We start from the raw sequence: 2840 nt of genomic DNA on the forward strand, positions 1-2840 counted from the left end.
GGTCAGTTTCCAGAACACGGTCGGCGGTCGGCTCCAATCGACAGCCGATACATTCGAGAGCCACGATCCGTTTACCGGCAGGCCGTGGGCGCTGATCCCGCGCGGCGGAGAGGCCGAGGTGGACGCTGCCGTGGCGTCCGCCAAAGCGGCTTTCCGGTCGAAGGAATGGGCCGGCATTACGCCCACCGCGCGCGGCAAGCTGCTTGTGCGACTGTCTGAGCTGATCGCCGAGAATGCGGATCGCATTGCCGCCATCGAGACGCGTGACAACGGCAAGCTGATCACCGAAATGACGGCGCAGCTGCATTATATCCCGGAATGGTTCCGCTATTTCGGCGGTCTTGCCGACAAGATCGAAGGGTCGGTGCTGCCGATCGACAAGGCAGGGATGTTTGCTTTCACCCGCCACGAGCCGCTGGGTGTCATTGCGGCAATCGTGCCGTGGAACTCGCCGCTTCTGCTTCTGACTTGGAAGCTCGCGCCGCTGCTGGCAGCCGGCAACACTGTCGTCATCAAGCCGTCGGAACATGCCTCCGCCTCGACGCTGGAGTTCGTGAAACTGTTTGCGCAGGCGGGCTTTCCCCCTGGCGTGGTCAACACCGTCACCGGCATGCCGCTTGATGTCGGCGTGCCGCTCGTTGCTCACCCCGACGTCGCCAAGATCGCCTTTACCGGCGGCGAGCCCGGCGGCATTGCGGTCTATCGAGCGGCTGCCGAACAGCTCAAGACCGTCACGCTGGAGCTCGGCGGCAAATCGGCCAACATCGTCTTCGACGATGCCAATATTGAGAGCGCGGTCAACGGCGCGATATCAGGCATTTTCGCGGCCAGCGGCCAGACCTGCATTGCCGGCTCACGCCTGCTGGTGCATCGCAAGATCCATGACCGGTTCGTGGAGGGCGTCATAATGCTGGCGGCCAGCGCTCGACTGGGCAATCCGGCGCTGGCCGAGACGCAGGTGGGGCCGATCACCACGCAAGCCCAGCGCGAAAAGGTGCTGTCCTATCTCGGCATCGCGCGCCGCGAGGGTGCACTTTGCGTGCTGGGCGGTGGCAAGCCGGCTTCCGGTGAACTGGCCGAGGGCTGGTTCGTCGAGCCCACCATTTTCACCGGCGTGAACAACACAATGCGGATCGCGCGTGAAGAGGTGTTCGGGCCGATCCTGTCGGTCATTCCGTTCGACGACGAGGACGAGGCCTTCGCCATTGCCAATGACAGCCCCTACGGACTGGCGGCCGGGATATGGACCAGCGACATGGGCCGGGCGCTGCGCGGCGCGGCCGCGATGGAAGCGGGGATGGTCTGGATCAATTCATATCGCACCGTCTCCTACATGGCGCCCTTCGGCGGCTACAAGAGGAGCGGTATCGGTCGCGAAAGTGGGCAGGAGGCCATCAATTCCTATCTGCAGACCAAGACGGTGTGGATAGACACGGCCGGCAAGACCGCCAATCCCTTCGTTATCCGCTAGGGTAGGCTTCGGTGGGAGAATCTTCCTTATCCGTGGCCAAGCTCGGCACATCGCTCCCTGAGACGGTGGCCGACTTACAATGATCGAGGGACTGGACATGAGACAGGCAGGCAAGGTGGCTGTTGTCACAGGAGCGGCGCGCGGCATCGGACGCGCTTGCGCGGAACGCTTTCTGGCCGAAGGCGCGAAGCTCGTGCTCGGCGACATCGATGCCACGGAACTGAGAAAATGTGCCGCTGAAATCGGCACCACCGACAGCGTCCTGGCTCTCGTTACGGATGTCAGCAAGAAGGACCAGATCGATGCGCTGGTTGCGGCGGCGGTAGCGAAGTTCGGCCGTGTCGACATCATGGTCAACAATGCCGGCATCGCTCCGGTTCAAGACTTTCTCGACATCACAGAGGCGGACTACGACAGGGTTCTCGCCGTCAATCTGAAGGGCGCGTTCATGGGCACCCAGGCGGCAGCCCGGCAGATGATCGCGCAGGGTGGTGGCGGCGTTATCATCAACATGTCGTCGATCAATTCCGGCCTCGCCAACCCGCGCGTCGCCACCTACGCGATCTCCAAGGGCGGCATGAACCAGGTCACCAGCACCGCGGCCGTCGCCTTCGCTCCCCACGGCATCCGCGTGGTCGGTGTCGGCCCGGGCACTATCGCCACGGACATGGTCATGGACGGGACATTCATCGACTCGGAAGAAATGCGGCGGGCGGTTCTTTCGCGCACACCGCTCGGGCGCCTCGGCACGGCAGCCGAGATCGCCTCGGTCGTGGCGTTCCTGGCCAGCGACGACGCTTCCTACATTACCGGCGAGACGATCTACCCCGACGGAGGGCGCCGCGTGCTGAATTATACGGTCCCGATCAAGGAGTGAGAAATGGGTAACTTCGACAAGCTGCATCACATCTGCATCGTCGTGCACGATATCGACAAGGCGCAGGCCTATTATGACTCCATCGGCATCGGGCCATGGGAGTCCTATCCGCCGCTGGCTGAATACGAAGAACTCCAGGTCCCAAGCCCGGAGGGTTTCAAGGCGATGCAATACCGGATTTGCAACCTGCCGAACACTCAGCTGCAACTGTGCCAGCCGAACCACGATCCTTCACCACAGCGGATTCATCTCGATACAAAGGGTGAAGGCGTCTTCCACATCGGCTTTGAGGTCCGTGATGCGGACGCAGCCGAAACCAAGGCGAAAACCGACGGACTTGCCGTGCTGATGCGCGGGCGCCGGGAAAACCGCACCGGCTTCACCTACTACGACACAGCCGACAAGGCGGGGGTGATCCTGCTGACGCGGGCGACCAATCTGCCCGGCAAATGATCTTCGCGCGAAGGATTGGGGCTGGACAAGGAGACGGGG

General features: G+C 62.7%; 3 protein-coding genes. All 3 read left to right on the top strand.

Going from position 1 to position 2840, the window contains the following annotated elements; all coding sequences use genetic code 11:
* The coding region (locus tag EN935_RS29720) for an aldehyde dehydrogenase (protein ID WP_164771438.1) at positions 1–1471 on the top strand (1471 nt) is incomplete at its 5' end.
* A gap of 97 nt (positions 1472–1568) precedes the next feature.
* Positions 1569–2348 carry an SDR family oxidoreductase gene (locus EN935_RS29725; RefSeq protein WP_109661315.1) on the top strand — a complete coding sequence of 260 codons (780 nt, stop codon included), beginning with the start codon at positions 1569–1571 and terminating at the stop codon, positions 2346–2348.
* A 3-nt stretch (positions 2349–2351) separates the two neighbouring features.
* The gene (locus tag EN935_RS29730; protein ID WP_109660119.1) at positions 2352–2801 is read left to right on the top strand and encodes a VOC family protein; all 450 of its coding nucleotides are present in this window, start codon (positions 2352–2354) and stop codon (positions 2799–2801) included.
* Positions 2802–2840 lie beyond the last annotated feature (39 nt).

It is taken from the genome of Mesorhizobium sp. M7D.F.Ca.US.004.03.1.1 (genome assembly GCF_003998635.1).
Taxonomy (GTDB): domain Bacteria; phylum Pseudomonadota; class Alphaproteobacteria; order Rhizobiales; family Rhizobiaceae; genus Mesorhizobium; species Mesorhizobium loti.

What these genes read in the sequence shown, in the direction of transcription:
- EN935_RS29730 (WP_109660119.1), top strand. Translation starts at nt 2,352, where the DNA reads ATGGGTAACTTCGACAAGCTGCATCACATCTGCATCGTCGTGCACGAT.
- EN935_RS29725 (WP_109661315.1), top strand. Translation starts at nt 1,569, where the DNA reads ATGAGACAGGCAGGCAAGGTGGCTGTTGTCACAGGAGCGGCGCGCGGC.